At 51.7% G+C, this 360-nt stretch carries 1 protein-coding gene; it reads right to left on the bottom strand.

Features of this window, described 5'->3' with window-relative positions; all coding sequences use genetic code 11:
- Window positions 1-360 (bottom strand): PDC sensor domain-containing protein (locus tag ACNPNW_RS06165; RefSeq protein WP_448766734.1); only part of this gene is annotated, 360 nt, incomplete at both ends.

Raw genomic sequence — 360 nt, 5'->3', positions numbered from 1 at the left:
GATACCCAGCAGAATCGCCAGCAGGGCTGCTGCTGCAGCGGCAATGAAGGTCGTTGCCAGAATCGGACGGGCTTCCCTGACAAGCTCGCTTGTCGGAACCACTCCGGCCAGCTTCCAGTCTGCTCTTTCCATCGAATCATAGACCGCCAGAACATCTCTTCCTTCGCTATCGGCTGTCTCTTGGCTGCTATTGTTGGTCTTGCTCTCCTTGATAAAGGAATATTTCGATGCTGCTCCATCTTCTTCCCTGAGGCTGGAGGCTATTACGGTTCCTTCTGGTGATACTAGCTGTATCTGGGATCCTTCACCAAGCTTAACGCTTTCGAAAGCATCCTCCAGTACTTGATTGTCAAGAAGCAT

Source organism: Acinetobacter endophylla, assembly GCF_053543775.1.
The sequence above is the reverse complement of the archived record's forward strand: the minus strand, read 5'-3'. Positions and strand labels throughout refer to the sequence as shown.